The 25,624-nt window shown below is 72.2% G+C and carries 24 protein-coding genes and 1 tRNA gene; 15 read left to right on the top strand and 10 right to left on the bottom strand.

What is annotated here, in order from left to right; genetic code table 11:
* Positions 1–37 precede the first annotated feature (37 nt).
* The gene (locus tag GA0070564_RS07210; protein ID WP_091604178.1) at positions 38–322 is read right to left on the bottom strand and encodes a hypothetical protein; all 285 of its coding nucleotides are present in this window, start codon (positions 320–322) and stop codon (positions 38–40) included.
* A gap of 640 nt (positions 323–962) precedes the next feature.
* Here GA0070564_RS07210 and GA0070564_RS07205 point away from each other — a divergent pair.
* From GA0070564_RS07205 to GA0070564_RS07195, 3 genes are all read left to right on the top strand, one after another.
* Positions 963–1,838 (top strand): helix-turn-helix domain-containing protein, encoded by an 876-nt coding sequence (locus GA0070564_RS07205; RefSeq protein WP_091604175.1) that lies wholly within the window; start codon positions 963–965, stop codon positions 1,836–1,838.
* Positions 1,814–2,035, top strand: coding sequence for a DUF397 domain-containing protein (locus tag GA0070564_RS07200; protein WP_091604172.1), 222 nt, complete (start codon positions 1,814–1,816; stop codon positions 2,033–2,035). Before GA0070564_RS07205 ends, GA0070564_RS07200 begins: the two co-directional genes overlap by 25 nt.
* 174 nt (positions 2,036–2,209) lie before the next feature.
* Positions 2,210–2,614, top strand: coding sequence for a hypothetical protein (locus GA0070564_RS07195; protein ID WP_091604169.1), 405 nt, complete (start codon positions 2,210–2,212; stop codon positions 2,612–2,614).
* Here GA0070564_RS07195 and GA0070564_RS07190 read toward each other — a convergent pair.
* The 4 genes from GA0070564_RS07190 to GA0070564_RS07175 form a co-directional block, all read right to left on the bottom strand.
* Positions 2,582–3,181 carry a hypothetical protein gene (locus GA0070564_RS07190; RefSeq protein WP_091604166.1) on the bottom strand — a complete coding sequence of 200 codons (600 nt, stop codon included), beginning with the start codon at positions 3,179–3,181 and terminating at the stop codon, positions 2,582–2,584. The two genes, GA0070564_RS07195 and GA0070564_RS07190, sit on opposite strands and share 33 nt — an antisense overlap.
* Positions 3,182–3,393: 212 nt before the next feature.
* Positions 3,394–4,200, bottom strand: coding sequence for a WecB/TagA/CpsF family glycosyltransferase (locus GA0070564_RS07185; protein WP_091604716.1), 807 nt, complete (start codon positions 4,198–4,200; stop codon positions 3,394–3,396).
* On the bottom strand, positions 4,197–5,270 hold the full coding sequence (locus GA0070564_RS07180; RefSeq protein WP_091604163.1) for an NAD-dependent epimerase/dehydratase family protein: 1,074 nt from the start codon (positions 5,268–5,270) through the stop codon (positions 4,197–4,199). The genes GA0070564_RS07185 and GA0070564_RS07180 overlap by 4 nt, the downstream gene beginning before the upstream one ends.
* A gap of 113 nt (positions 5,271–5,383) precedes the next feature.
* Positions 5,384–5,469 (bottom strand) — tRNA-Leu (locus GA0070564_RS07175).
* 209 nt (positions 5,470–5,678) lie between these two features.
* Between GA0070564_RS07175 and GA0070564_RS07170 the strand changes: the two genes are divergently transcribed.
* Genes GA0070564_RS07170 through pknB form a run of 7 tightly spaced genes read left to right on the top strand, consistent with a single transcriptional unit; the run spans position 5,679 to position 14,686 of the window.
* Complete coding sequence (locus GA0070564_RS07170; protein ID WP_088969104.1) at positions 5,679–6,470, top strand: FHA domain-containing protein; 792 nt, start codon at positions 5,679–5,681, stop codon at positions 6,468–6,470.
* Positions 6,471–6,476: 6 nt separating this feature from the next.
* Positions 6,477–6,965 carry an FHA domain-containing protein FhaB/FipA gene (locus GA0070564_RS07165; protein ID WP_091604160.1) on the top strand — a complete coding sequence of 163 codons (489 nt, stop codon included), beginning with the start codon at positions 6,477–6,479 and terminating at the stop codon, positions 6,963–6,965.
* Positions 6,962–8,404: a protein phosphatase 2C domain-containing protein gene (locus GA0070564_RS07160; RefSeq protein WP_091604157.1), complete on the top strand. Its 1,443-nt coding sequence runs from the start codon at positions 6,962–6,964 to the stop codon at positions 8,402–8,404. The genes GA0070564_RS07165 and GA0070564_RS07160 overlap by 4 nt, the downstream gene beginning before the upstream one ends.
* A gap of 28 nt (positions 8,405–8,432) precedes the next feature.
* Positions 8,433–9,920, top strand: a complete 1,488-nt coding sequence (locus tag GA0070564_RS07155; protein WP_091604155.1) for an FtsW/RodA/SpoVE family cell cycle protein — start codon at positions 8,433–8,435, stop codon at positions 9,918–9,920.
* On the top strand, positions 9,917–11,419 hold the full coding sequence (locus GA0070564_RS07150; protein ID WP_091604152.1) for a peptidoglycan D,D-transpeptidase FtsI family protein: 1,503 nt from the start codon (positions 9,917–9,919) through the stop codon (positions 11,417–11,419). The genes GA0070564_RS07155 and GA0070564_RS07150 overlap by 4 nt, the downstream gene beginning before the upstream one ends.
* A 1-nt stretch (position 11,420) precedes the next feature.
* Positions 11,421–12,869, top strand: a complete 1,449-nt coding sequence (locus GA0070564_RS07145) for a serine/threonine-protein kinase (protein ID WP_091604149.1) — start codon at positions 11,421–11,423, stop codon at positions 12,867–12,869.
* Entirely contained in the window at positions 12,866–14,686 is a 1,821-nt protein-coding gene (gene pknB / locus GA0070564_RS07140; RefSeq protein WP_091604146.1) for a Stk1 family PASTA domain-containing Ser/Thr kinase, read from the top strand. The genes GA0070564_RS07145 and pknB overlap by 4 nt, the downstream gene beginning before the upstream one ends.
* A gap of 68 nt (positions 14,687–14,754) precedes the next feature.
* Here the strand turns inward: pknB and GA0070564_RS07135 are convergent, their stop codons facing one another.
* The 4 genes from GA0070564_RS07135 to GA0070564_RS07120 are packed head-to-tail and all read right to left on the bottom strand — an operon-like array spanning position 14,755 to position 18,230.
* The gene (locus GA0070564_RS07135) at positions 14,755–15,405 is read right to left on the bottom strand and encodes an aminodeoxychorismate/anthranilate synthase component II (protein ID WP_091604143.1); all 651 of its coding nucleotides are present in this window, start codon (positions 15,403–15,405) and stop codon (positions 14,755–14,757) included.
* A 4-nt stretch (positions 15,406–15,409) separates the two neighbouring features.
* Positions 15,410–15,685: a hypothetical protein gene (locus GA0070564_RS07130; protein WP_091604140.1), complete on the bottom strand. Its 276-nt coding sequence runs from the start codon at positions 15,683–15,685 to the stop codon at positions 15,410–15,412.
* A 2-nt stretch (positions 15,686–15,687) separates the two neighbouring features.
* Complete coding sequence (locus GA0070564_RS29780) at positions 15,688–17,433, bottom strand: class E sortase (RefSeq protein WP_245669826.1); 1,746 nt, start codon at positions 17,431–17,433, stop codon at positions 15,688–15,690.
* Complete coding sequence (locus GA0070564_RS07120) at positions 17,430–18,230, bottom strand: DUF881 domain-containing protein (RefSeq protein WP_091604137.1); 801 nt, start codon at positions 18,228–18,230, stop codon at positions 17,430–17,432. Before GA0070564_RS07120 ends, GA0070564_RS29780 begins: the two co-directional genes overlap by 4 nt.
* A 231-nt stretch (positions 18,231–18,461) precedes the next feature.
* Between GA0070564_RS07120 and GA0070564_RS07115 the strand changes: the two genes are divergently transcribed.
* Both GA0070564_RS07115 and GA0070564_RS07110 read left to right on the top strand, forming a co-directional pair.
* Positions 18,462–18,725, top strand: a complete 264-nt coding sequence (locus tag GA0070564_RS07115; protein ID WP_091604134.1) for a cell division protein CrgA — start codon at positions 18,462–18,464, stop codon at positions 18,723–18,725.
* A gap of 278 nt (positions 18,726–19,003) precedes the next feature.
* Complete coding sequence (locus GA0070564_RS07110; RefSeq protein WP_091604131.1) at positions 19,004–21,247, top strand: (Fe-S)-binding protein; 2,244 nt, start codon at positions 19,004–19,006, stop codon at positions 21,245–21,247.
* A gap of 73 nt (positions 21,248–21,320) precedes the next feature.
* Here GA0070564_RS07110 and GA0070564_RS07105 read toward each other — a convergent pair whose 3' ends face one another.
* Positions 21,321–22,001, bottom strand: a complete 681-nt coding sequence (locus GA0070564_RS07105; RefSeq protein ID WP_091604128.1) for a GOLPH3/VPS74 family protein — start codon at positions 21,999–22,001, stop codon at positions 21,321–21,323.
* A gap of 110 nt (positions 22,002–22,111) precedes the next feature.
* Between GA0070564_RS07105 and GA0070564_RS07100 the strand changes: the two genes are divergently transcribed.
* The 3 genes from GA0070564_RS07100 to GA0070564_RS07090 all read left to right on the top strand — a co-directional run bounded on the left by GA0070564_RS07100 (position 22,112) and on the right by GA0070564_RS07090 (position 25,595).
* Positions 22,112–23,419 (top strand): hemolysin family protein, encoded by a 1,308-nt coding sequence (locus GA0070564_RS07100; protein WP_091604125.1) that lies wholly within the window; start codon positions 22,112–22,114, stop codon positions 23,417–23,419.
* Positions 23,412–24,413, top strand: coding sequence for a hemolysin family protein (locus tag GA0070564_RS07095; RefSeq protein WP_091604122.1), 1,002 nt, complete (start codon positions 23,412–23,414; stop codon positions 24,411–24,413). The genes GA0070564_RS07100 and GA0070564_RS07095 overlap by 8 nt, the downstream gene beginning before the upstream one ends.
* 183 nt (positions 24,414–24,596) lie before the next feature.
* Positions 24,597–25,595, top strand: a complete 999-nt coding sequence (locus GA0070564_RS07090) for a C40 family peptidase (protein WP_091604119.1) — start codon at positions 24,597–24,599, stop codon at positions 25,593–25,595.
* The last annotated feature ends 29 nt before the right edge of the window (positions 25,596–25,624 follow it).

Here is a 25,624-nt window from a genome sequence, read left to right as displayed (position 1 = left end):
TGGCGGTGGTACGCCTCCCGACCTGGCAATCGGCGGCTCAGCCCACCCGGACCGGGGTCCGGGTGACCGGCCGGCGCGGCCGTACGGTGTGCTGGCGGGTCGCCGGGGCGGACCGGAGCTCGCGCAGGCCGGCCGCCTGGACGTAGATGGACCGCCGGTTGACCGCGTCCCCCGAAGCGTTCAACTCGTAGCCGTCGAGCCACACCCAGCCGTCGTACGTCGGCCAGTCGTGCACCCGGATCACCCGGAACATGATCGGTCTGAGGAACTGGACACTCGCTGTTCGTGTCACGTGCAGTACGTCACCGGAGCGGGGAAGCACATGGGCTCCTGGGAAGGATCGGCCGGCAAACGAGCCGGCGGGTGCTGGATCGGGGGACGTATCTCGAGGGCCCGGTGCCGGGGTCGTGCCTCGTGACCGGCTCGGTGGGTGGCGGTGGTCGGGCCGTACGCGCTGGTGGCACGCCGCCACCCGACCATCACCCGGCTGTTCCCGGTACGGCTCCCGCCGCCGCAGCCTGCTGGCGTGCAGCGGCGGGGTCATTCAACCCGGGGACAGGTCTGATCGGTGTTTCCGCACCTCGGAGCCGCTGCGCCGGCGTCGCTCCATGGGGTGGGAGCGACACGTCTCCGGCGGTGGGCCGGAACGGTGAGTGACCCGAGGCATACGGACAGATTGCATCAGTGGCGTGCTTCATGCAAGTTGCATGTCGACTTTTGCCGATACGTGAGTCGAGCACGCAAAACGACGCTTGAAGACGTGGACCTTGGGGCGGCACACTGGACGCCGGTTTCGCCCGTCGCGGCCGGTCGACGACCGGCACCACCCCTGCCGCGAACGATCGCCCGCCGTTCGACGGTCGCGCCCAGGCGGGCGTGGGCCACCCCGCGCGACCGACCGGAGGTGCCCGGGTGAGCGCGAGGAGCCGACGACCCAGTCCGGCGGGCCACGGAGTGGCCCGGTGAGCGAGCGGCGCAGCCCCACCATCCGCCGCCGGCGGCTCGGCGCCGAACTGCGCCGCCAGCGCGAGGCCGCCGGGATCACCATCGAGGTGGTCGCCGAGCAGCTGGAGTGCTCCGCGTCCAAGATCTCCCGGATCGAGACCGGCCACACCACCGCCACCCCCCGCGACGTCCGGGACATGCTGCGGATCTACGGGGTGGTCGGCGTCGAGAGCGACGAGCTGGTGCAGATCGCCCGGGAGGCCCGGCAGAAGGGCTGGTGGCACCCGTACAGCACCGTGCTCGTCGGGGCCTACGTCGGGCTGGAGGCGGCGGCCAGCTCGATCCGGGCGTACGAGCAGCAGGTGGTGCCGGGGCTGCTGGAGACCGAGGAGTACGCGGGCGCGATGATCCGCGCCGCCCGCCCGGACTTCACGGCCGACCAGGTGCAACAACGGGTGCGTGTCCGTCTGGGCCGCCAGTCGTTGTTGACCCAGGACGATCCGGTCGATCTGTGGGTGGTGCTCGATGAGGCGGTGCTGAGCCGGCCGGTGGGCGGCGACGCGGTGATGCGTGGCCAGCTCAGGCGGCTGGTGGAGGTGGCGGCCCTGCCGAACGTGACGCTCCAGATCCTGCCTTTCGAGGTCGGGGCGCACGCCGGCATGGACGGCACGTTCACCATCCTCAGCTTCCCCGAACCCGGTGATCCTGATGTCGTGTACGCGGAGAACGCCACGGGTGGGCTCTTCCTCGAGAAGAGCGACGAACTGCAGAAGTACAGCTTCATCTTCGATCACATTCGAGCAGCGGCCATGCGTCCGGAGGAATCCGTCGCACACATCGTGAAACTGGTAGAGGAGCCGTTGTGGAAATGGCGACCAAGGGGTTCTCCGTGAACCTGGCGCAGGCGAGCTGGTTCAAGAGCTCGAAGAGCGGGCCGAACTGCGACAACTGCGTGGAGGTTGCGTACGTGCCCGGGGTGGTCGGGGTCCGGGACTCGAAGGACAGGAGCGGGCCCGCCCTGGTCTTCGCGCCGGACGACTGGTACGCCTTCGTCGCCGGCGCCAGGAACGGCGGGTTCGCCCGGGACTGACCGGGCGTACGGACGACAGGTGGGGGCGCGACCCGATCCGGCAGCGTGGCCGGCGCGGCTCGCGCCCCTTTCCGCATCGGCCCGTCGCCACTTCCGCCCCGGGTCGTTGAACCGGACGGTACGGCGCTGGTCGATTCACCGCCGGGAACGAACCGAACGAGGCAGGCGAGACGGATGACGACGATCGGATCGGACAACCTCACCAACGGCCCGGGCAAGCCGGAGCGGTTCGGTGGGAAGTACCGCGGCGCCCGCCGGGACACGGTGCTCACGGAGGTGGTCTCCTCCGACACCGAGATCGGCGGCCGGGACGCCGGGCCCTCCCCGACGGACCAGGGTGTACCACTGTCCCTGCCGTCGCTCGACCCGAACCCGCTGACCGAGCCGTCGTTCCCGCCGGCCGGCTGGCCGGTGGAGCCGCCCGAGTCCCTGGTGGACCATCCGCTGCTGCGCGGGCTGCTGATGGAGCTCCCGCCGAAGGGCAGCGTGCCGCCACCCGGCTGGTTGGACCGTTGGTTCGAGGCGACCCGGGCGATCCTGGAGCTGCTATACGTGCAGGGCGCCGGCCGCCCGCGCTGAGCCGGCCCCGGCCGGCAGCGCCCGTTCGGTGAGCCGGCTGTGCCGCAGCGCGTGCCGGATCGCGATCGCGACGGCGCCGAGCACGCCCACGGTCACCGCGGCGCCGGTCACGCCCGGCCCGGTGAAGAGGTCCAGGCCGCTCGCCGAGAGCACCCCGGAGACGGTGGCCAGCGCGGTGAGCTGCAACGGCAGCACGATCAGCGGATGCGCCGCGGCGGCCCGCAGGCCGTGCGGCGCCGGGGTGTCCGGCGCGGTGACGAAGGCCCCCGCGCCGGCCCGCAGCCGGCGGACCCGGCGGACGGTGACCAGCGCGACGCCGAGGGCGGGCGTCGCCGCGAGCGCCAGGCCGGCCGCCGCGCGGTCGAACGGCGTACCAGCCGGGCTCTGGAGGCCGGCGGCGAGCACGGCTGCGGTCAGCCCCAGACCGGTCAGGGTGAGGGCGAGCAACCAGCCGGTACGCCGGCGCAGGCGCTGCGCGCGACGGGGGCGGGGCAGCCCCTCCGCCACCAGTCCGGCGGCCACCCAGACCACGGCGATCGGCAGCAGTACGGCGAGATGCTCAGGCATGGCCCCAGCCTGCCCAGTCGGAACCGTCGCGAATCCGGAGTGGACCCCGGTTCTACCCGCCCTCGTCCCCCCTAGGGGTCATCGTGCCGAGGTGATGGGAGTTTCGGCATGGGCCACCGGGCCCGGCGCGGCCTAGCCTCGTAACCAGCCAGCAATCCCACCGGCGTCCGGCGGTCACCCTCACGGGTGGTCGCCGGACGTCGTGGTGGGCCTCAGACGGCGAAGGTGCCGGGCCGCTCGTGGGACGGCGCGGGTGGGGTCGCCCTCCACGCGCCGGTCTTCTGCGCCGCCAGGCGGCTCAGGTAGGCGGGGTTGAGGATGACGTAGCGGCGCCACAGCCGCTTAGGCTCCAGGCCGAGCCGCCAGAGCCACTCCAGGCCGGCCCGCTGCATCCACGGAGGCGGGTTGCGCAGCAGCCCCGCGTGGTAGTCGAAGGCGGCCCCGACGGCCATCAGCGGCATGTCCAGCAGCGGCCGCATGGCGTACGCGAAGACCTCCTGGCGGGGGCAGCCCAGCCCGACCAGGACGAGCCGGGCGCCGCTGGCCCGGATCCGCTCGGCGATGTCGACGTCCTCGCCGGGCTGGACCTCGCGGAACTTGGACGGCTCCACCCCGGCGATCTTGAGGGCGGGGAACATCCGCTCCAGCGCCGGGACCAGCCGGGCGAGGGTCTCCTCGGTGGAGCCGTAGAGGTAGACCGGCAGCCCCTCCTCGGCGAAGCGGCGCAGCACGTGCAGGGTCAGGGTCGGCCCGTAGACCCGGTCGGCCAGGCCGGCGTGGTGCAGCAGGTTCATCGCCCAGCGGACCGGCTGGCCGTCCGGGGTGACCACGTCGAAGGAGTTGAGCCGGGCATTGTGCGCCGGGTCGAGGACGCCGGTCATCACGCCGTGCACGGCCAGCGCGGTGAGCGCCAGCGGGCGGCGCTCCCGGGCGGCGGCCACCACCTGCTCGGTCGCGGTCGCGTAGTCGGTCGCGTCGACGAGCACGCCGAGGACGTTGCGCTTGCTGGCGGCGGTCATGCGCCGGGCACCCACTTGTCCACGTTGGCCTCGTAGATCTCCCGCAGGATCATCGGCACGTCATAGGTGATCTTCCAGTCCGGGTAGTGCTCCTCGAACCGGGCCATGCTGCTGACGTACCACTGGTGGTCGCCGGTGCGGGCCTGCTCGACGTAGTTGACCCGCGCCTCGCGGCCGGTGATCTCCTCGGCGATCCGGAACGCCTCGATGTGCGAGGTGTTGGAGTGCCGACCGCCGCCGAGGTTGTAGACCTCGGCCGAGCGCGGGGCCCGGAAGAACGCCTCGAACGCGGTGAGCACGTCGCGGGAGTGGATGGCGTCGCGGACCATCTTGCCCTTGTAGCCGAAGAGGTTGTACGTCCGGCCCTCCATCACGCACCGCATCAGGTACGCCAGGAAGCCGTGCAGCTCGGCGGCCGAGTGCGCCGGGCCGGTCAGCGTGCCACCCCGGAAGCAGGCGGTCCGCATGTCGAAGTAGCGGCCGTACTCCTGCACCATCACGTCGGCGGCGACCTTCGAGGCGCCGAAGACCGAGTGCAGCGAGGAGTCGATCGACATCTCCTCGGTGATGCCGCCGAAGAACGGGTGGTCCACCGGCAGCTCGTAGCGGGTCTCCAGCTCCACCAGCGGGAGGCTGTTCGGCCGGTCGCCGTAGACCTTGTTGGTGGAGCAGTGGATGAACGGCGCCTCGATGGCGTGCCGCCGGGTGTGCTCCAGCACGTTGAGGGTGCCGCCGGCGTTCACGTCGAAGTCGGTGAACGGCTCCTTGGCCGCCCAGTCGTGGCTGGGCTGGGCCGCGCTGTGGATCACCACGGCGATGTCCGAGCCGTACTTCTTGAAGACCTGCTCCAGGCCGTCCCGGTCGCGGATGTCCACCGAGTAGTGGGTGTACGCGCTGCCCAGGTCGGCGGCGAGCCGGTCCAGGCTCCAGGCGGTCGAGCCGTCCGCGCCGAAGAAGTACCGGCGCATGTCGTTGTCGATGCCGACCACGTCGAGGCCCAGCCCGGCGAAGTGCCGGGCCGCCTCGGAACCGATCAGACCGCCCGATCCGGTCACCAACGCGACAGTCACACGCCACTCCTGAGGCCATCGGGGGCAGGGAACGTTCGGAGCATAGCGTGACATCAGGCACGCCCCGACATGCGACGAGGGCCCCGCATCAACTGCGGAGCCCTCGTCACTCTTGGTGGGGATGGGGGGAGTTGAACCCCCACGTCCTTTCGGACACACGGACCTGAACCGTGCGCGTCTGCCATTCCGCCACATCCCCGTGGCTTTTCCCGGCCAACTGTAACCCGCCCGGCACCGCCGGTTCCGGCGGGGTGGCCCGGACATATTACGCTGTCCCAGGTTGCGCCACGATCGGTCACCGTTCGTGGCGGTCGAAAGAGTAGCACGAGGAGACCGGCCCTACCGAACGGGCCGGCGGCGGACGGCCGAGCGGCGTGTGAGCTGCGCGGGCGGCGGCCGGATAGCATCATGTCCTCGGGACCCGAGGAGGAGCCGGTGAGCGTGCTGCAACGCTTCGAGAAGCGTCTGGAAGGCCTGGTTGAGGGGGCCTTCGCCAAGGTCTTCAAAGGGGTGGTCCACCCCGTGGAGATCCTCAACGCCATGCAGCGGGAGGCCGAGGCGCACAAGGCCATCCTGGCCGGTGGGCGCACGTTGGTGCCGAACCGCTACGTGATCGATCTCTCGCCGTACGACCACAGTCGGCTGGCGCCGTACGCCGCCGCGCTGGCCCAGGAGCTGGCCCAGTCGCAGGCGGAGTTCATCGGCGAGCAGGCCTGGACGGTCTACGGCGACGTGATCGTCGAGATCGAGCGCGGTGAAGGGCTGGACACCGGGATGTTCCGGGTCACCGCCGAGGTCTACACCGGTGGCGAGGTCGCCCCGGTCTCCGCGCCGGGCGGCTACGACGCCGGCCCGCCGGCGTACCCGGCCTACGACCAGGGTGGCGGCTACGGCCCCCCGCCCGGCCACGGTGGCGCCCGCAACGTCCGGCTGGTCTCCGGGGACGGCCGCACCTACCCGTTGCAGATGGGCTCGACCGTCATCGGCCGTGGCGACCAGGCCAACCTGCGCCTGCCCGACGTCGGCATCTCGCGCCGACACGCCCGGCTGGACTTCGACGGCGGCCAGGTCGTGCTGACCGACCTGGGCTCCACCAACGGCACGATGGTCAACGGCCAGCGGGTCTCGGCCGTCGCCCTCAACCCCGGCGACATGATCCAGCTCGGCACGACGACGCTGACCTTCCGCGTGGACGGCTGACCCGCCTTGCCGGAACTCGTCATCACCGTCGCCCGGTTCGGGTTCCTCATCCTGCTGTGGATCTTCGTGTTCACGGTGGTCGGCGTCATCCGGCGGGACCTCTTCGCCGGTGCCCGGTCGAGTCGGCTGGTGGCCGCGCCCCGCGCCGTCGGCGCGTCGACCGGCCAGCCGGGCGCCAAGCCAGCCAAGGTGAAGCGGGGCCGCGCCGCCCACCAGCTGGTGGTCACCGCGGGCCAGCTCGCCGGCACCCGGATCACGTTGGGCGAGGCGCAGATCACGATCGGTCGGGCCGAGGACTCCACCCTGGTCATCACGGACGACTACGCCTCCGCCCGGCACGCCCGGCTGGTGCCCCGGGAGGGGCAGTGGTTCGTCGAGGACCTCGGCTCGACTAACGGCACCTACCTGGATCGCGCTAAGGTCACCGGACCAACCCCCGTCCCCCTCGGCGTGCCGATCCGGATCGGCCGCACTTCTCTCGAATTACGGCCATGACTCTGACCCTGCGCTATGCGGCCCACAGCGACCGCGGTCTGATCCGAGACGGTAATCAGGACTCCGTCTACGCCGGACCGCGGCTTCTCGCCGTCGCCGACGGCATGGGCGGCATGGCCGCCGGTGACGTCGCCAGCAACATCGTCATCGGTGCCATGGCGCCGCTCGACGAGGACGTCCCGGGTGACGCCCTCGTCGACGCGTTGCGCTCGGCCGTCGGCACCGCCAACCAACAACTCCGCGACACCGTGGACGCCAACCCGCAGCTGGAGGGGATGGGCACCACGCTCACCGCGACCCTCTTCTCCGGCAGCAAGCTGGGCATGGTCCACATCGGTGACTCGCGGGCCTACCTGCTGCGCAACGGCGAGTTCGCGCAGATCACCAAGGACGACACCTACGTCCAGATGCTGGTCGACGAGGGTCGGATCAGCGCCGAGGAGGCGAGCAGCCACCCGCAGCGGTCGCTGCTCACCCGCGCGCTCGACGGCCGGGACATCGACCCGGAATACAGCGTCCGTCAGGTGCTGCCGGGTGACCGCTACCTGATCTGCAGCGACGGGCTCTCCGGCGTGGTCAGCGCGGACACCATCGGCGAGACCCTCCGGGAGTACACCGACCCGCAGAAGTGCGTCGAGCGGCTGGTGCAGCTGGCCCTGCGCGGCGGCGGCCCGGACAACATCACGGTGATCATCGCCGACGCCACCGACCAGGACATCGTCGAGGCCAGCCCGATCGTCGGCGGCGCCGCCGCCCGCGACCGCGGCATGGCCACCTCGGCCGACGTCTCCACCCCGGCGGCCCGGGCCTCCGCGCTCTCCGCGCCCCGGCCCCCGGCGCCCGAGGAGCCCAGCACCACCCGGGACGACGAACCCGAGCGGCCCCGGCACCGTCCGGTCCGCACCGTCGCCATGCTGCTCGCCCTGCTGGTCATCCTCGGTGGTGGGCTCTTCGCCGGCTGGAGCTACACCCAGCGGCAGTACTACGTCGGGGCGACCGAGGACGGCCAGCTCGCCGTCTTCCGCGGGGTGCCCGGCCAGATCGCCGGCCTCGACCTGTCCCGGGTGCACTCCACCAGCGGCGCCCGCCTGGACGACCTCACCCTCGCCGCCCAGGAGCAGGTCAAGCAGGGCATCCAAGCCAAGGACGAGCCGGACGCGCAGCGCCGGCTGGCCGACCTGACCAACGACGACCCGGCCAACCCCAACCTGAAGCCGGTCTGCCCGCCCAGCCCGACCGCGGCGGTGGCCACCCCGGCGCCGACCGTGACGCCGGTGGCTCCCGCCCCGACCGTGAGCGGCCGTCCGGTGGGCACCCCGACGCCGGCGGCCCGGCCGGCCGGCACGCCGACCCCGGTCGCCACCATCACGCCCGACGCCCTGCCGTCCGACACGGTCCCGCCGGTTCTCGACCCGGCCGGCTGCCGGTCGCCGGAGTGAGCGCCGGCCCGACCTCGAGGACCGATCCGTGACCGCAGCGGCCACACCGGCACCCTCGCCCGCCACGACGGGCGAGCAGCCCGGCGTACGCCTGGCCCGGTCCCGGCGCAACTCCGAGCTCTCCCTGCTCCTGCTGGCCATGGTGCTGGTGGCGGCGTACGGCGCGACGGTCGAGGCGAACGTGCTCGACACGGTCACCCCGGACTTCTGGGTACCGGCGGCGGCCCTCGGGCTGGTCTTCCTCGGGCTGCACCTGGTGATCCGCTGGCTGGCGCCGTTCGCCGACCCCGCGCTGCTGCCCGCGGTGGCGCTGCTCAACGGCATCGGCGTCGGCTTCCTGCGCCGGTACGACCTGGCCCGGGCCACCCCCACCGAGCGGGAGGACCTGGCCATCTTCGCCGGCACCGGTGGCCGGCAGCTGGCCTGGACGCTGGCCGCCGTGGTGCTCGCCGCCGGGCTGCTGGCGTTGATGCGGGACCACCGGTCGCTCTCCCGGTACGCGTACACCCTGGGGCTGGCCGGCATCGTGCTGGTGATGATCCCGGCGGTGCTGCCGGGGCGCTTCTCCGAGATCAACGGTGCGAAGCTGTGGATCCGGTTCGGCGGCTTCCAGATCCAGCCGGGTGAGTTCGCGAAGCTGGCCCTGCTCGCCTTCTTCGCCTACTACCTGGTCCGCAAGCGGGAGGTGCTCTCCCTGGCCAGCCGCCGGGTGCTGGGCATCGACTTCCCGCGCGGCCGGGACCTCGGCCCGGTGCTGGTGGTCTGGCTGATCAGCATCCTGGTGCTGGTCTTCGAGAAGGACCTGGGCACCTCGCTGCTCTACTTCGGCATGTTCGTGGTGACGCTCTACATCGCCACCGAGCGGGTCAGTTGGCTGCTGATCGGTCTGACCCTGTTCTTCGGCGGCGCCTACCTGGCGTACGTGCTGGGCGCCTCGGTGGGTGGGCCGTTCGCCAACTTCTACGACCGGGCGCAGATCTGGCTGGACCCGTTCGCCGAGCCGTACGACCGCGGCTACCAGCTGGTCCAGGGCCTGCTCACGCTCGGCACCGGTGGCCTGTTCGGGGCGGGCCCGGGTGGCGGTCAGCCGACCCTGCTGCCCGAGGTGCAGACCGACTTCATCTTCGCCGGCATCGGAGAGGAGATCGGCCTGCTCGGCCTCTCCGCGCTGCTGGTGACGTACCTGCTCATCGTGGAGCGGGGCCTGCGCGCGGCGCTGGAGGTGCGGGACTCCTTCGGCAAGCTGCTCGCCGGCGGCCTGGCCTTCACCCTGGGTCTCCAGGTCTTCGTGATCATCGGCGGGATCAGCAAGCTCATCCCGCTGACCGGTCAGACCACCCCCTTCCTCTCCGCCGGCGGCTCGTCGCTGATGGCGAACTGGCTGCTCATCGCGGTGCTGCTCCGGGTCTCCGATGGCGCCCGCCGGCCGGTCGCCGCGGGTGGCGTGGCCGCCCGGCCGACCGGGACCCCACCGGAGCAGCTGCACGGTGCACCCACGGAGGTGATCCGCCCGTGAACGCGCCCCTGCGCCGCGTCGGCGTCGTCGTGATGGTCCTCTTCGGGCTCCTCTTCGCGAACCTGAACTGGATCCAGTTCTACAAGGCCGACGAATACCGCAACAGCGACTACAACGGTCGGGTCCAGGTCGCCGAGTACGAACGCAAGCGCGGCAACATCGAGGCCGGCGGCACCGCCTTCGCGGTCAGCAAGGACACCGGCGGCAAGCTGAGGTTCGTCCGCACCTACCCGGGCGGCGAGAAGTACGCCCACGTGCTCGGCTACAAGCCGGTCAACCTCGGCGACACCGGCATCGAGCGGGCCGAGAACGACTTCCTCGCCGGCACCAGCGACCAGCTGATCGTCAACCGGGTGAAGGACATGTTCACCGGCGACGAGACCGGCGGCGGCAACGTGCTGCTGACCCTCTCCAAGCGGGCGCAGGACGTGGCGTACAACCAGCTCCGCGGCAACGAGGTGGGTGCGAGGCGGGGCGCGGCGATCGCGCTCGACCCGCGTACCGGCGCGGTGCAGGCGCTGGTCTCCATGCCCAGCTTCGACCCGAACCCACTGGCCAGCCACGACACGACCGCCGCCTCGGCGGCGTACAACAAGCTCGAGAAGGACGACCAGCGGCCGCTGACCAACCGCGCGCTGGCCGAGACCCTGCCGCCGGGGTCGACCTTCAAGGTGATCGTCGCCGCCGCGGCGCTGGAGAGCGGCGTCACCAAGGAGACGAAGATCCCGGCCGGTGCGCTCTGGACCCCGCCGACCTCGGGCAGCCCGATCAAGAACGCCGCGCCGTCGATCTGCCCGGAGTCGCAGGTCACCCTCAAGGAGGCCGTCCGCGAGTCGTGCAACACCGGCTTCGCCCAGCTCGGCGTGAAGCTCGGCGCGGACAAGATCAAGGAGAAGGCCCGACAGTTCGGGTTCGAGCAGGAGGACCTCTCCGTCGGCCAGCTCGGCGACGGGGGCCTGGCCGTGGCGGCCAGCCGGACCGGCACCATCTCCGACGCCAACGGCCGGCCGGACCCGGCCGCGTTGGCCCAGTCCTCGATCGGTCAGCGGGACGTCCGGATGACCCCGCTGCAGGGGGCGATGATCGCCGCCGCGGTGGCCAACGACGGCAGCCAGATGCGTCCCTACCTGGTCAAGCAGCTGCTCGCGCCGGACCGCACCACCAGCTACTACACCGCCAAGCCCGGCGAGCTGCGCCGCCCGGTCAGCTCCCAGGTGGCCGGCGACCTGCAGGAGATGATGGAGAGCGTGGTGACCGGCGGCACCGGCCGCAAGGCCGCGATCGACGGCTACACCGTCGGCGGTAAGACCGGCACCGCCCAGTCCGGCCCGAACGACCCCGACCACGGCTGGTTCATCGGCTTCGCGATCGACGACAAGGGCAACCCGGTCTCCGCGGTCTGCGTGATGCTGGAGAACGCCGGCAAGGGCGGCAGCTCCGAGGCCGCCCGGATCGGCGGGCAGATCATGAAGGCGGCCATCGCCGACGGGGGCCGCTGACATGCTCAGCCCCGGCGTGCAGCTCGGCAACCGCTACCGCCTCGACGAGCGGATCGCCAGCGGTGGGATGGGCGACGTCTGGCGCGGCACCGACCAGGTGCTCGGTCGTACCGTCGCGGTGAAGACGCTGCTGCCGGCGCTGCTCGACGAGCCCGGCTTCGCCGAGCGGTTCCGCGGCGAGGCGCGCACCATGGCCACCGTCAACCACCCCGGCGTCGTCGACATCTACGACTTCGGCAGCGACCAGCAGATGGCCTTCCTGGTGATGGAGTACATCGAGGGCGACGCGCTCTCGGCGACCCTGGGCCGGGTCGGCCGGCTCACCCCGGCCAGGACCATGGCACTGGTCGCCCAGGCGGCCGAGGCGCTGCACGCGGCGCACGTCAAGGGCATCGTGCACCGGGACGTGAAGCCGGGGAACCTGCTGGTCCGCCCGAACGGCACGCTGGTGCTGACCGACTTCGGCATCGCCCGCTCCGACCTGGTCGGGCAGCTGACCGCCGCCGGCTCGGTGCTCGGCACGGCGTCGTACATCTCCCCCGAGCAGGCCACCGGCGCGGTGGCCACGCCCGCCTCCGACGTGTACGCCCTCGGCGTGGTCGCCTACCAGTGCCTGGCCGGCCGGCGCCCGTTCGAGGGGGACAACCCGCTGGAGATCGCCATGCGGCACGTCCGGGACGCCCCCCGGCCGCTGCCCGCCGACATCCCGCCGCCGGTCCGGTCGATCGTCGAGCGGGCCCTGGCCAAGGATCCGGCGTCCCGGTGGCCGAGCGCCGCCGCGCTGGCCGGCGTCGCCCGCCAGGCCAAGCTGAGCCTCGCCCAGCAGGGGCGGACCGGCGGGACCGCCCGGCCGGTCTCCGCCGCCCCGGCGTCACCGGCCGCGCCGCAGGCCCGCGCCCAGGTCTCACCGGCCGCGCCGCAGGCCCGCGCCCAGGTACCGCCGCCCCGGCAGCAGCCCCGACCGGCCGGCGCCGCGCAGGTGCAGCACCGCCCGCCGGTGGCGGCGTCGGCACCACACCCGCCGGTCGCGCCGCCGCGTCCGCCGATGTCGGCGCCGCCCGCGCCGCCGCGCCCACCGGTGGGGGCGCAGCCTGGCTATCCGCGCGGCGCGGCGAGCGTGCCGCAGCCGCCGGCTCCGCACCAGCAGAACCGCGCCCTCGGGTACGCCCAACCCGTGCCGGCCGCACCCGCACCGCGTCGTTCCAGCTCGACGCGGGTGGTCCTGGTCGTCCTGCTGGCCGCGCTGGTCCTGCTCTGCTCCGGCGTGGTTTCCTACATGCGCAAGAGCGCGCTGCCCGGTTCGTCCGGTCCGGCCATTCGGCCGGCAGTGATGTCCGGCGCGCTGAACCAGGACGGCAACGACGATCCGGGTCGGACGTCGTACCGTCGGGTGGAACGGTTGCAGCCGGGTGGCGGCGAGACGACGAGCGAAGGACGACAGACGCGATGACAGCGCAGGCCCGCCTGCTCGGTGGCCGGTACCAGGTCGGCGAGCTGCTCGGCTACGGCGGCATGGCGGAGGTCCACCGCGGTCGTGACCTCCGGCTCGGCCGGGACGTCGCGATCAAGATGCTCCGCGCCGACCTGGCCCGGGACGCGACCTTCCAGATGCGGTTCCGCCGCGAGGCGCAGAACGCCGCGTCGCTGAACCACCCGGCCATCGTCGCCGTCTACGACACCGGCGAGGAGACCGGGCCGACCGGTGAGACGTTGCCGTTCATCGTGATGGAGTTCGTCAACGGGCGGACCCTCAAGGAGGTCCTCGGCCTCGAAGGGCGGCTCCAGCCGCGCCGGGCGCTGGAGATCTGCGCCGACATGTGCGCGGCGCTGGAGTTCAGCCACCGGCACGGCATCATCCACCGGGACGTCAAGCCCGGCAACGTGATGCTCACCCAGACCGGCCAGGTCAAGGTGATGGACTTCGGCATCGCCCGGGCGCTGGCCAGCGGCGCCACCACGATGACCCAGACCAGCGCGGTCATCGGCACCGCACAATATCTTTCCCCGGAGCAGGCGCGCGGCGAGGCCGTCGACGCCCGCTCCGACGTGTACGCGGCCGGCTGCGTCCTGTTCGAGCTGCTCTGCGCGCACCCGCCGTTCGTCGGGGACAGCCCGGTCAGCGTGGCGTACCAGCACGTGCGGGAGACGCCGCCGACGCCGAGCGACATCAACCCGGACGTGAACCCGGCGGTCGACGCGATCGTGCTCAAGGCGCTGTCGAAGAACCCGCTCAACCGCTACCAGAGCGCCGGCGAGATGCGGGCGGACCTGCTCCGCGCCGCCGCCGGCCGCCCGGTGATGGCCACCCCGGTGATGTCGCACGAGGAGGCCACCCAGCTGGCCCCGGCCGCCACGACCGCCGCTTACCCGGCCGCCGCCGGTGCGGCGACCCGGCAGCAGGCCCCGGCCCGGGTGGGCGACCCGCGGCAGCGCAAGGCGTCCTCCTGGGTGATGGCCGTCCTCGCGGCGGTGGTGGTGCTCTCGTTGATCGCGCTGGGCGCCGCCTGGCTCAACGACCGCAACAAGGACCCCGGCGCCGAGGAGCCGAAGCTGGTGGCGGTGCCGAGCGTGGTGAGCCAGCCGCGGGACGCGGCGATCGCCCGGATCAAGCAGGCAGGGCTCATCGCGCAGGTTGACCCGACCCTCGAGTACAACGAAAAGTGCGTAAAGGGCACGGTGGTCAGCCAGGAGCCGACAGGCGGCCAGCTGGAGCCGAACCAGCAGGTCACCCTCACGATCTGCGGCGGCATCGCCCAGGTCCCGGTGCCGGACCTCCAGGGCTTCACGTACGAGGGGGCCGTGCAGCGGCTCAAGGAGCTGAAGCTCACCCCGAGGCGCAATGACGTCGACAACGCCGAGCGGGAGGGCACCGTCGTCGGCGTGGATCCGAAGCCGGGTACCGAGGTGGGCGAAGGGGCCACGGTGACACTCCAGGTCTCCAAGGGCAATGTCAGCAGGGTGCCGAACGTCGTCGGTCGGACCCAGGAGGAGGCAGAGCGCCGCCTCAAGGAGGCCGGCTTCGAGTTCGAGGTCGAGCTGGGCGCGGACGTCCCGGCGGACCGGGCCGGCAAGGTGACCAAGCAGAGCCCGACCGCGGACAGTCGCAAGCCGCAGGGGACCAAGGTGGTCATCACCGTCTCCCAGCCGGAGCCGACCACCGAGCCCACCCCGACGGATGAGCCCACCGCCTCGCCGGAGCCCACCCCGTCGGCGACGGCGACCGGTGGCGGGGGCGGCTTCCCGTTCCCCACCCCGCCCCCGCAGTAGCGCACGGACGTACGAACGGGCCCGCTGATCGGTCGATCACCGGGCCCGTTCTCCGTCGGGAGGGTCGGTCAGGTGGTGGCGAAGGCGGAGCGGCGCCGGGCGTCCACCTCGGCCGCCAGCGCGGGGACCCGCTCCAGCGCCTCCGGGTGGCCGCAGGTGGCCAGCCAGTTCGCCAGCATCAGGTGCCCGCCCTCGGTGAGCACCGATTCCGGGTGGAACTGCACGCCCTCGATCGGCAGGGTGCGGTGCCGCATGGCCATCACCACGCCGGACTCGGTCCAGCCGGTCACCTCGATCTCGGCTGGCAGCGTCTCGCGGAGCACGGCCAGCGAGTGGTAGCGGGTGGCCGTGAACGGGTCGGGCAGGCCGGCGAGCACTCCGGCCGACCCGTGCCGCACCTGCGAGGTCTTGCCGTGCAGCAGTTCGGGGGCGCGGGTCACGGTGGCTCCGAACGCCTCGCCGATCGCCTGGTGGCCGAGGCAGACCCCGAAGATCGGCAGCTGGCCGGCGTACTCCCGGATGACGTCGAGGCAGATGCCGGCCCGGTCCGGGCTGCCCGGCCCGGGCGAGAGCAGGATGCCGGCCGCGTCCACCCGGCCCACCTCGGCCAGGTCGATCTCGTCGTTGCGGCGCACCTCGCACTCGACGCCGAGCTGGCCGAGATATTGGACGATGTTGTAGACGAACGAGTCGTAGTTGTCGATCACCAGGACGCGCATCGGGTCACTTCTTCGGAGAGGGCGGAGGGGTGTTGTTCTGCTCGGTGTCGTACGGCAGGTCGTGGTCCTCGCTCGGCGCGTCGGGCCCGGTCACCCCGCCGTCCCCACCCGGGGTGCCGGAGTCCTGGGTGACCTGCACGTCGTCGAAGGGCAGCAGCGGCTCGGCCCACGGAAAGACCACGAACCAGAGCAGCGCCACCGCGGCGGCGGTGATCAGCACCGAGCCGGCGAGCTTGCCGGCCAGCCCGAAGGGCAGCTTGCGCCAGATCCAGGCGTACATCGTCAGCTCCCCAGCTCCGGCGGTCGCCCGGCGGACTTCGCCAGGACGTGGTCCAGCTTCGCGTGGACGATCAACCGCTGGTAGTTGTCGAACTTCGGGTTGCAGGTGGTCAGGGTGAGCAGCTTCTCCTTCGGCCTGACGCCCGGTTCCATCGGCACCGGCGCCACCACCTCCACCTGGTCCGGCCGGACGATGCGGGTCTTGTAGACCTTGTAGACGTACCAGATGTCCTTGCCCTCGACGACGACGTCGTCGCCCGGGTCCAGCTCGTCGATCCGCCAGAAGGTGGCCCGGTTGCGGTGTCCGGCGACGGAGAAGTTGCCCACCTCGCCCGGCATCGCGCTCTTCGGGTAGTGACCCGGCGCGTACCGGATGTCGGACTGCTCGACGCCCTCCACCACGACCCAGTTCTTGTCGAGCTTCGGGATGTAGAGCCCGGCGATCGGCTTGCCCTCCACGGCGGGTGCCGGCTTCGGCTTCGGCCCTCCGGTCGGGGCGACGGTCGGGTCGCCGCTGGGCCCCCACGCCTGGGCGAGCTGGCTGCTCAGGTCCTCCTGGTGGGCGTTGACGATGACCGACTTGCCCCAGATCTCGTAGCCGGCGAAGAGGAGCACCACCAGGCCGAAGGTGATCAGCACCTCGCCGGTGAGCCGGATGCCGGTGCGTACCCGGGACCAGACGGAGGGCCTGGTCAGCTCGGAGTAGACGCTCTTGTACCCGGTGTCGGTCTGGTGGGCGCGGAGCTTGACCACCTTCTCGCCGCGGCGCGGGCGGGGTGGTTCGGCGGGCGGGGTGCCGTCCGAGGGTTCGTCGAGGACCGGTGGGCGGGGCACCGCCCCCATCAGCGCGGTGGAGTCCAGTCCCGGCACCGGGGCGGTCGGCCGCCCGGTGACCGCCGGAATGATCGCCGTCGCGCCCGGGTCGGCGCCAGCGCCGGCCGAGGCGGCGGGTCGTGCGTCGGCCGGCGAGCGGGGCGGCGCGCCGGCGCCCGGGTTGTCGGTCGGGTGTCCCGGCGCGCTGGCGCCCCGGGTGTCGGCCGGGTAGGGCGGTGGGGTGTCGCGCCGGCCCTCGCCCGGCTGCCGGCGGGAGTCGACCTTGGGGATGAACGCCGTCGGCGCCTCACCGCTCGGCGCGGCCGGGCCGGTGGCGGGCCGGTCCCACTGTCCGTCGGCGCTCGGGTCCCCGGATGCCGGCCGCGCACCGTTGGCGGGTGCGGGCGACGCGTACCGGGGGGTGTCGTGCGGGGCGCGCTCCGGGTGCGGTTCGCGTTCCCCCGGCCAGGTCGGCGGGGCGGAGCGCCCGGAGGATGCCCCGGTAGCCCCCGCCGGCGGGCCCTGAGGGCCCTGCGGGACCGGTGCCGGTCCACCAGCACCGGGCGGCGGACCGGGACGGGCGGCGGGTGCGCCGGGACCAGCGCCGGGCGGCGGACCGGGACGGACGACAGGTGTGCGGGGACCAGCGCCGGGTGCCGGGCCGCGACGGACGGCGGGCGGTGGGCCGGAGCGGGCGCCGGGTCCCGGACCGGGGCGGGGGCCGGGGGTCGCCGGGTCACGGTCGACGGCCGGGGCCAACGGGCGGGGGGTGAGCTGCCGGTCGGGCCAGGGTAGCTCCACGGCGGGTGGCTGCCCGGCGGGTGGCTGCGGCGCGGCGGCGGACGCCGGGCGCTCGACCCGGGGGATGAAGGCGGTCGGGTCCTCGCTCGGGTCGCGGTGCCGCCCGTCCCACCGCTCGTCGGGTCCGTCGTTCACCGGGGCACCCTGGCGGAGCGGAGCGCGGTGGAGTCCTCGAACGCGGGGACGGTGACGGTGGAGACCCGCTCCCGGTAGCCCAGCTGGTAGGCCTCAACCGCGTCCATGAACCACCGAACTCCCTTGGAGCTGGCGAGTGCCCGTTGAAGTGCGGCGGGGTCGCCGATTGCTACGATCTTGAATGGTGGGGAATACACCCGTCCGTGCAGGAGCAGGGTGTTTCCGACGCAGCGTACCGCGCTGGTGCTGAGCACGCGGACGTTCATGATTGACATGGCCTCCGCGCCGCCGGCCCAGAGCGCGTTCACCACTGCCTGGACGTCGCTCTGATGGACGACCAGGTCGTCGTTGCTGGCACCTTTGGGCAGTTTCTGGTCGGTGGGCGCGTCGTCGAGCTCGACGGTGATGCCGGTGCCGGTGAGTGCGGTGAAGCCGGCCGCCTCCTCGCTCGCCCGGGCCCGGTTCTGCTGGGCCCGGATCGGGCCGTCCGTGGCGGCCAGCGCGGTGGTCTCGTCCTCGACCTCGGCGCGTAGCCGTGCGGCCCGCTGCTCGTTCGCCTCGACCTGGTGGCGGCGTTCCTCGATGAGCTGGTTGAGCTCGGGCCGCCGGTCCTCACGCAGTGCGGTGCCGCCCGCCGCGGTGGCGGTGGTGGTGAAGAGGAGTCCGGCCGCGGCGGCGATCAGCGGCACGCCGATCGACCAGCCGGGGCGCCGCTGGCCGCCCCGCCGGGGCAGCAGGCCGGCGACCGCGCGCCGGATGACCTTCTGCCAGGAGGCGGCGCCGGATGTGTACTCCACCGGGGCGTTCCTTCCGCGTTGTCTGGTGTCGGCCCGCTGCGCTGCGGACCGGTGCGCCGGCCCGCGATAGTTCCGCCCTTTTCGGTCACTCCGTGCACCGGCCTGACCCCATTCGTGGCCTGAGCGGGCCTTCGGGACTACGCTAGCTGTCGAACATTATTGGCCATGGACCGTCGCCCCCGCGCCCGGTTGTCAGGCCGGACGAGGTCGTCACCCCCTCTGGAGAGCGTCGTGCCCAAGTCTCAGGTCCGCAAGAAGAAGGTGTACACCCCGCCGACGGACGTACGTCCGACGGCGACGGCGGCGACGCGCAAGCCTAGCCCGGTCTGGCTGCCCGTCACGGCGGTCGCGCTGATCGTCGCCGGCATCGGCTGGCTGGTGGTGTACTACCTCTCCGAGCAGGCGTACCCGGTCGCCTCCTGGCACTACTGGAACCTGGCGGTCGGCTTCGGTGCGATGGTCGCCTCGCTGATCCTGCTCTCCCGCTGGCGCTGACCCGCTGACGGGCCGTCCTCGGCCCGCGCGGCGACGCCCGCCCCGCGCCACCGGCCCGGTCCCCGAATTCCGGGGCCCGGGCCGCAGCCGTGCCCCGGCGACGCCCGGCGTGTCGCGGTGGACGAGGTCACGCCACGACGCCCCTGCCCGGCGCGGCGCGGCCGGTCCACCTAAGGTGTCCGCAGGGCGGCGCGGCCGGTGCGAGATGACTCACGTTACTGCTGGGTAACCTTGCGCGTAGGCTGCACGGACAAGCAGCAGACCGGGAGGCCAACTCGATGGGCAGCGTCCAGATCGTCACCACGATCCTCGCGGCCGCCATCACCGCCGTGGCGGTGTGGTTGGCGGTACGAGCGGTCATGAAGATGACGGCCGTCATCCGGCTCGGGCAGCCGGCGCCGGAGCGCTTCGGTGACAAGGGCACCCGCACGAAGACCATGCTGGTCGAGACCGCCGGCCACACCCGCATGCTGAAGTGGAGCGTGGTCGGGGCGGCGCACTGGACCGTGATGGTCGGCTTCGTCGTGCTGTCGCTGCTGGTGCTCGAGGCGTACTTCGAGGTCGTCACCCCGACCGGCGGGCTGCCGGTCGTCGGGCCCTGGACGATCTTCGGCCTGGTCACCGAGTGGATCGGCATCCTCGGCCTGGTCGGCATCCTGGTGCTGATGGCCATCCGGCTGCGCAACCGGCCCACCCGTCCCGGCGGGCGGTCCCGGTTCACCGGCTCGACCATGTGGCAGGGCTACTTCGTCGAGTGGATCGTGCTGCTGGTCCTGATCTTCGGCTTCGTGATCCGGGGCTTCAAGGTGGCCACGGACCACTTCGAGTACCCGGCCTGGGCCACCCCGCTCAGCCACGCGGTCGGCGCGGTGCTGCCCGCCTGGCAGGACGGCGCGAGCATCGCCGCGCTCATCAAGATCATGATCTCGATGACCTGGCTCATCGTGATCTCGCTGAACGTCACCATGGGCGTCGCCTGGCACCGCTTCCTGGCCTTCCCCAACATCTTCTTCAAGCGCGACCCGGCCAAGCCGGCCGGCTCCGGCCTGGGCCCGCTGCGCCCGATGATGAGCGAGGGCAAGCCGCTCGACTTCGAGGAGGCCGACCCGGAGAAGGACCAGTTCGGCGTCGCCCAGGTCGAGCAGTTCAGCTGGAAGGGCCTGCTGGACTTCAGCACCTGCACCGAGTGCGGTCGCTGTCAGTCACAGTGCCCGGCCTGGAACACCGGCAAGCCGCTGTCGCCGAAGCTGCTGATCCTCAGCCTCCGCGACCACGCGTACGCCAAGGCGCCGTACCTGCTGGCCGGTGGCGGCAAGGACCTCACCGGTGAGGAGAAGGCCACCGAGGCGCAGCTCGCCCACCTGGACGTGCTGACCCTGGCCGAGTCGAACAAGCCGCTGATCGGCACGGCCGAGGAGGGCGGGATCATCGACCCCGACGTCCTCTGGTCCTGCACCACCTGCGGCGCCTGCGTCGAGCAGTGCCCGGTCGACATCGAGCACGTCGACCACATCGTCGACATGCGCCGCTACCAGGTGCTGATCGAGTCGAGCTTCCCCTCCGAGGCCGGCGTCATGCTGCGCAACCTGGAGAACAAGGGCAACCCGTGGGGCGCCCCGCAGAACACCCGCGAGGACTGGACCAAGGGCCTGGACTTCGAGGTGCCGCGGGTCGGCGAGGTCGAGGACTTCGAGTACCTCTTCTGGGTCGGCTGCGCCGGCGCGTTCGAGGACCGGGCCAAGAAGACCACCCGGGCGGTCGCGACCCTGCTCAACGAGGCCGGCGTCTCCTTCGCCATCCTCGGCGAGGGGGAGACCTGCTCCGGCGACCCGGCCCGCCGGATCGGCAACGAGTTCGTCTTCCAGATGCTCGCCCAGCAGAACGTCGAGACCCTCAACGAGGCGTTCGAGGGCCGGGAGAAGGCCAAGCGCAAGATCGTGGCCACCTGCCCGCACTGCTTCAACACCCTGGGCAACGAGTACGGCCAGCTCGGCGGCGAGTTCGAGGTGGTCCACCACACCCAGCTCCTGGCCCACCTGGTCAGCACCGGCAAGCTCACCCCGGTCCAGCCGGTCGACGGCGGCGTGACCTACCACGACCCGTGCTACCTGGGCCGGCACAACCGGGTCTTCGCCCCGCCGCGTGAGGTGCTGGGCGCCGCTCTCGGCGGCGCCGATGGCGCAGCGACGGCTTCCGCCGCTGGCCGCGACAGCGGCCTCGTCGAGATGCCCCGCAACAGCGAGCGCTCCTTCTGCTGCGGCGCCGGCGGCGCCCGGATGTGGATGGAGGAGAAGATCGGCAAGCGGATCAACGTGGACCGGGTCGAGGAGGCCATGTCCACCGGGGCGAGGACGGTCGCCGTCGGCTGCCCGTTCTGCTCGACGATGCTCAACGACGGGGTCAACGGCAAGGGCGCCGGCGAGCAGGTCGAGGTGGTGGACGTGGCGAGCGTGCTGCTCCGCTCGGTGAAGCCGGAGGGCGCCCCGGGCGCCGAGAAGGAGACCGCGCCGGTCGCCGGCTGAGGTCGTACCCCTTCGCATCGCAGATCGACGACGGCGGCGGCACCCACGGGGTGCCGCCGCCGTCGGCTTCCGGTCAGGACGTGGCGGTGGTCACGATCGCGGCCGTGGTCGCGACACTGGTGGCGAGGAGGACGGCGGCCTGCGTCTCCTCGATCGCCTTGCGGGCCGCCGCACTGGCCCAGTCGCCCGCGGCGATCTCCGCCAGCCGTGCCTTCACCCGCTCCCTGGGCAGCTCCCGGAAGAGCTTCCGGTCCAGGCCGACCGCCTTGACCAGGCCGAGCAGCGCCGCCGTGCGCGCGTCCACCGGCCCGTCGGCGAGCAGCGCGTCGCCCATCCGCCGCCGGGCGTCCGTCTCGGCCGCCGGCTCGGCGCCGGTCGGCGACGGATAGCGGGTACGCGGGAAGACCAGCAGCACCTTGTCGGACTCCCGGCGCAGCACCCCGGCCGCCACCAGGCCGGTCAGCACCCGGTCCGGCAGGCCCTTGGCCAACCGGGTGATCCAGTCCTTGGGCTTGCGTCGCTTCCCGTCGCGGGCCACCTCGGCCAGCGCGGCGTCGAGGACCGGGTGGCCGACCGGCGTCGGGTCGACGGTCACCAGCCGGCCGTCGGCCACCTCCACCCGGCCGGCGAGGGCCAGCTCCAGCAGCACCGCTCCGGCGAGCCCGTGATCGAGGTGCGGGCGGCCGAGCCGGTTGGTGCCTTCGTCGTCGTAGGCGAGCAGGACCAGTTCGTCAGGAAGGATGAGCGGCTCCATGCCGACCAAGGTTATCGCCGGCGCGCGAGCCGGCCGGGACCGCGAACTCGTGCCCGGCCGGCCCGCGTGAAACAATCCCGGTCATCGACGGTCTGCTGCTCGGCGCGCTGTTGCCCCTGGTCGGCTTCGTGCTGCTGACCGCCGGCAACGCGTTCTTCGTCGTTGCCGAGTTCGCCCTGGTGACGGTGGACCGCGCGGAGATCGACCGGCGGGCGGGCGAGGGCGACGGCCGGGCCGCCACCGTACGCCGGGCGTTGCACCACCTCTCCTTCCAGCTCTCCGGCGCGCAGCTGGGCATCACCATCACCGCGCTGCTCACCGGTTACCTGGCCGAGCCGGCGCTGGCCCGGCTCTTCGGTCCGCTGCTGCGTCCGGTGGGCGGCGCCGAGCGGTTCACCCCGCTGCTGGCGCTGGCGCTGGCCACCCTGATCTCGATGCTCTTCGGTGAGCTGGTGCCGAAGAACCTGGCGCTGGCCCGGCCGATGCCGGCCGCGCTGGCCACCGCCGGCCCGATGCACACCTTCTCCCGGACCTTCGGCTGGCTGATCCGGGGTCTGAACGACTCGGCGAACCGGCTGGTCCGGCAGCTGGGCGTGGAGCCGCAGGAGGAGCTGGCGAGCGCCCGCTCGCCGGAGGAGCTGGGGCTGCTGGCGGCCATCTCGGCCCGGGCCGGGGCGCTGCCGACGGACACCGCCATGCTGCTGCGCCGGACCATCCGTTTCGGCGACAAGCGGGCTGCGGAGGCGATGACCCCGCGGGTCGACGTGATCGCGCTGCGGGCCAGCGCCACCGTGGCCGAGCTGCTCGACCTGTCGCAGGAGACGGGCCGGACCCGCTTCCCGGTGTACGAGGAGACGCTGGACCTGGTCACCGGGGTGGCCGGGGTGCCGGACGCGCTCGGTGTGCCGCCGGCCCGACGGGAGTCGACCACCGTGGCGGCGGTCGCCCGGGAACCGGTGTACGTGCCGGAGAGCCTGGACCTGGACGGGGTGCTGGCGGCGCTCAAGGCGGCCGGCGCCGACCTGGCGATCGTGGTCGACGAGTACGGCGGCACCGACGGCGTGGTGACCGTCGAGGACCTGGTGGAGGAGCTGGTCGGGGAGATCGCCGACGAGTTCGACCCGGCGGCGGTGGACGACGCGCACGCGGCGCAGCTGACCGTGCCCGGCGGCGAGCGGACGGTGCTGGTGGACGGGGTGCTGCGCTCCGACGAGCTGGCGGAGCAGACCGGCTTCCGGCTGCCCGAGGGGCCGTACGAGACCCTCGCGGGATGGCTGATGGCCCGGCTGGGTCACATCCCGGTGGCCGGGGAGGCGGTGGAGGCGGGCGGGTACGAGTTCACCGTCGTCGAGGTGGAGCGGCACCGGATCGAGCAGGTCCGGGTGGTCCGCCCCGAGGAGCCCACCGACGATGAGTGAGCTGCTGGTCACGGTCGTGCTGCTGCTCGGCAACGCCTTCTTCGTGGGCAGCGAGTTCGCCCTGATCGCCTCCCGCCGGACGGTGATCGAGCCGCTCGCCGCCACCTCGAAGCGGGCCCGCTGGGCGTTGTCGGCGATGAACCAGATCCCGTTGATGATCGCCGGTGCGCAGTTGGGCATCACCATCTGCTCGCTGGGCCTGGGCGCGATCGCCGAACCGGCGCTGGCGCACCTGCTGGAACCGGTCTTCACCGTGGTCCGGCTGCCGGAGGGCGCGGTGCACCCGGTGGCCTTCCTGATCGCCCTGGGTGTGGTGGTGTTCCTGCACACCGTCGTCGGCGAGATGGTGCCGAAGAACATCACGTTGGCCGGGCCGGAGCTGTCGGCGCTCTGGCTGGGTCCGGCGATGCTGGCCTTCTGCCTGGCCACCAAGCCGTTGCTGCTGGCGATGAAGTGGGCGGCCCGGCAGGTGCTGCGGTTCTGGCGGATCGAGGCGACGGACGCGGTGAAGACCGTCTTCACCGCCGAGGAGCTGGCCGGGCTGGTGTCGCAGGCGCGTACCGAGGGGCTGCTGGACGCGGAGGAGCACGCCCGGATCACCGGTGCCCTGGCGCTGCACAGCCGGACGGCGGCGGACGCGTTGCAGCCCTGGTCGACGGTGACCACGGTGGCGGAGGACGTCTCGCCGGCGTCGCTGGAGGTGCTGGCCACCCGGACCGGCCGGTCCCGCTTCCCGGTGGTGCAGCGGGCCAGTCGCCGGGTGCTCGGGTTCGTGCACGTCAAGGACGTGCTGGGCTACTCCGGGGCGAGCCGGCGGGCGCCGGTGCCGGCGGAGGTGTACCGGCCGTTGGCGGTGGTGCCGCCGGACCGGACGCTGGCCGATCTGCTGCTCGCGATGCGCCGCGAGCGGCGGCACATGGTGCTGGTGAGCGACGGCCGTCGCCCCCTCGGCGTGGTGACGCTCGACGATGTATTGACAGCCATCGTTGGCTAGGAATTGCGTACCGTTGGTACGCAAGCCGTTGCCCAGCGGTGACGGTGCAATGTCCCGTCTTGATAACGTCCCGCACCTTCCCTAATGTGGGGCACCGACCGCTGTGGTCGTCGGCCTCGGAACCTTCCCCTCACGAGGCGCCCGGCGGAAGCTCGCAAAAAGGAGTCGGTGCCGGTGGCTGTCATGCCCCCTCATCGTCACGCGCCCGTCCGGTTCGCCGGCCCCCGGCGCTCGCGACGGGTCGTCCACCGTCTGATCGCCGTGCTGGCGGCGGTGTTCGTCGGCGCGGGAATGCTCACCGCCCCCGCGCACGCCGCACCCTCGGTGGACGAGATCGAGGCCGCGATCGACAAGCAGTGGGAGCAGCTCGAACCGACCATCGAGAAGTACAACGAGGTCCGGTCCAAGCTGCGGGTGAACCGCAAGAAGTCCAAGGAGCTGGAGAAGAAGATCCAGCCCCTGGCCCTGGAGAGCGAACTGGCCATGGGCCGGATCGGCGAGCTGGCCTCCCAGCACTACATGACCGGGCCCACGGTCGAGGCCGGCGCGCTGCTGGCCGACATCAAGCCGGGTGACCTGGCCGAGCAGCTCACCATCCTGGACCGGCTCGCCGCGCACGAGCGCAACCAGATCGCCGGCGTGCTCGCCATTCGGGACAAGTTCTCCGCGCAGAAGCAGAAGCTCGACCAGTTGATCGCCGACCAGGTCGAGCAGGAGGCCGACCTGGCCGCCAAGAAGAAGCAGATCGACGCCGAGATCAAGCGGCTCAAGGCGTCGATGCCGAAGACGGTGGTCAGCGTCGAGGGCTGCCCGACGATCGAGGGCGTGGTGGCCGAGGCCGCCCGCACCGCCATCAAGCGGGCCTGCCAGCAGGTCGGTGACCCGTACGTCTGGGGTGCCACCGGTCCGAACTCGTTCGACTGCTCGGGCCTGACCCAGTACGCCTACAAGGCGGCCGGCATCTACCTGACCCACTTCACCGGTGCGCAGTGGAACGAGGGCCGCTCGGTGTCCCGCTCCGAGGCCCGCCCCGGTGACCTGGTCTTCTTCTTCAGCGACCTGCACCATGTCGGCCTCTATCTGGGCAACGGCATCATGGTGCACGCACCAAGGACCGGTAAACCGGTGCAGGTGAGCAGCATCAACAACATGCCGGTGGCCGGCTTCCGCCGGGTCACCTGACCCGTTCTGCAACAGCACGAAGGGCCCCG

Source organism: Micromonospora mirobrigensis (genome assembly GCF_900091555.1).
GTDB lineage: Bacteria > Actinomycetota > Actinomycetes > Mycobacteriales > Micromonosporaceae > Micromonospora > Micromonospora mirobrigensis.
This window is presented reverse-complemented; position numbering and strand designations above follow the sequence as displayed.

Coding starts and splice junctions, on each gene's coding strand:
- pknB (WP_091604146.1), top strand. CDS start 12,866: ATGACAGCGCAGGCCCGCCTGCTCGGTGGCCGGTACCAGGTCGGCGAG.
- GA0070564_RS07095 (WP_091604122.1), top strand. CDS start 23,412: ATGAGTGAGCTGCTGGTCACGGTCGTGCTGCTGCTCGGCAACGCCTTC.
- GA0070564_RS07130 (WP_091604140.1), bottom strand. CDS start 15,685: ATGTACGCCTGGATCTGGCGCAAGCTGCCCTTCGGGCTGGCCGGCAAG.
- GA0070564_RS07110 (WP_091604131.1), top strand. CDS start 19,004: ATGGGCAGCGTCCAGATCGTCACCACGATCCTCGCGGCCGCCATCACC.
- GA0070564_RS07190 (WP_091604166.1), bottom strand. CDS start 3,181: ATGCCTGAGCATCTCGCCGTACTGCTGCCGATCGCCGTGGTCTGGGTG.
- GA0070564_RS07145 (WP_091604149.1), top strand. CDS start 11,421: ATGCTCAGCCCCGGCGTGCAGCTCGGCAACCGCTACCGCCTCGACGAG.
- GA0070564_RS07135 (WP_091604143.1), bottom strand. CDS start 15,405: ATGCGCGTCCTGGTGATCGACAACTACGACTCGTTCGTCTACAACATC.
- GA0070564_RS07105 (WP_091604128.1), bottom strand. CDS start 22,001: ATGGAGCCGCTCATCCTTCCTGACGAACTGGTCCTGCTCGCCTACGAC.
- GA0070564_RS07170 (WP_088969104.1), top strand. CDS start 5,679: ATGTCCTCGGGACCCGAGGAGGAGCCGGTGAGCGTGCTGCAACGCTTC.
- GA0070564_RS07185 (WP_091604716.1), bottom strand. CDS start 4,200: ATGACCGCCGCCAGCAAGCGCAACGTCCTCGGCGTGCTCGTCGACGCG.
- GA0070564_RS07160 (WP_091604157.1), top strand. CDS start 6,962: ATGACTCTGACCCTGCGCTATGCGGCCCACAGCGACCGCGGTCTGATC.
- GA0070564_RS07195 (WP_091604169.1), top strand. CDS start 2,210: ATGACGACGATCGGATCGGACAACCTCACCAACGGCCCGGGCAAGCCG.
- GA0070564_RS07200 (WP_091604172.1), top strand. CDS start 1,814: ATGGCGACCAAGGGGTTCTCCGTGAACCTGGCGCAGGCGAGCTGGTTC.
- GA0070564_RS07090 (WP_091604119.1), top strand. CDS start 24,597: ATGCCCCCTCATCGTCACGCGCCCGTCCGGTTCGCCGGCCCCCGGCGC.